Annotated in this window: 1 protein-coding gene; it reads left to right on the forward strand. The window is 73.8% G+C overall.

Annotated elements, in window-relative coordinates; all coding sequences use genetic code 11:
• The coding region (locus IH09_RS36340; RefSeq protein WP_190233545.1) for an IS110 family transposase at nucleotides 1-252 on the forward strand (252 nt) is incomplete at both ends.

Below are 252 nucleotides of genomic sequence, written 5' to 3' on the forward strand. Positions count from 1 at the left end.
GCAGCCCACGGCCAGCGGGCCGTCTACGTGCCCGGCCGCACGGTCAACCGGATGTCGGGCGCCTACCGGGGCGAGGCGAAGACCGACGCCCGTGACGCCTACGTCATCGCCGAAACCGCTCGCCAGCGCCGGGGCTTCGCCGTCATCGACGTGCCCGCCCAGCTGGCTGCGGACCTCGCCCTGCTGACCGCCCACCGATCCGACCTGGTCGCCGACCGAGTCCGGCTGGTCAACCGGCTTCGCGACGTGCTG

This window comes from Streptomyces celluloflavus (assembly GCA_000720995.1).
Lineage (GTDB): Bacteria > Actinomycetota > Actinomycetes > Streptomycetales > Streptomycetaceae > Streptomyces > Streptomyces celluloflavus.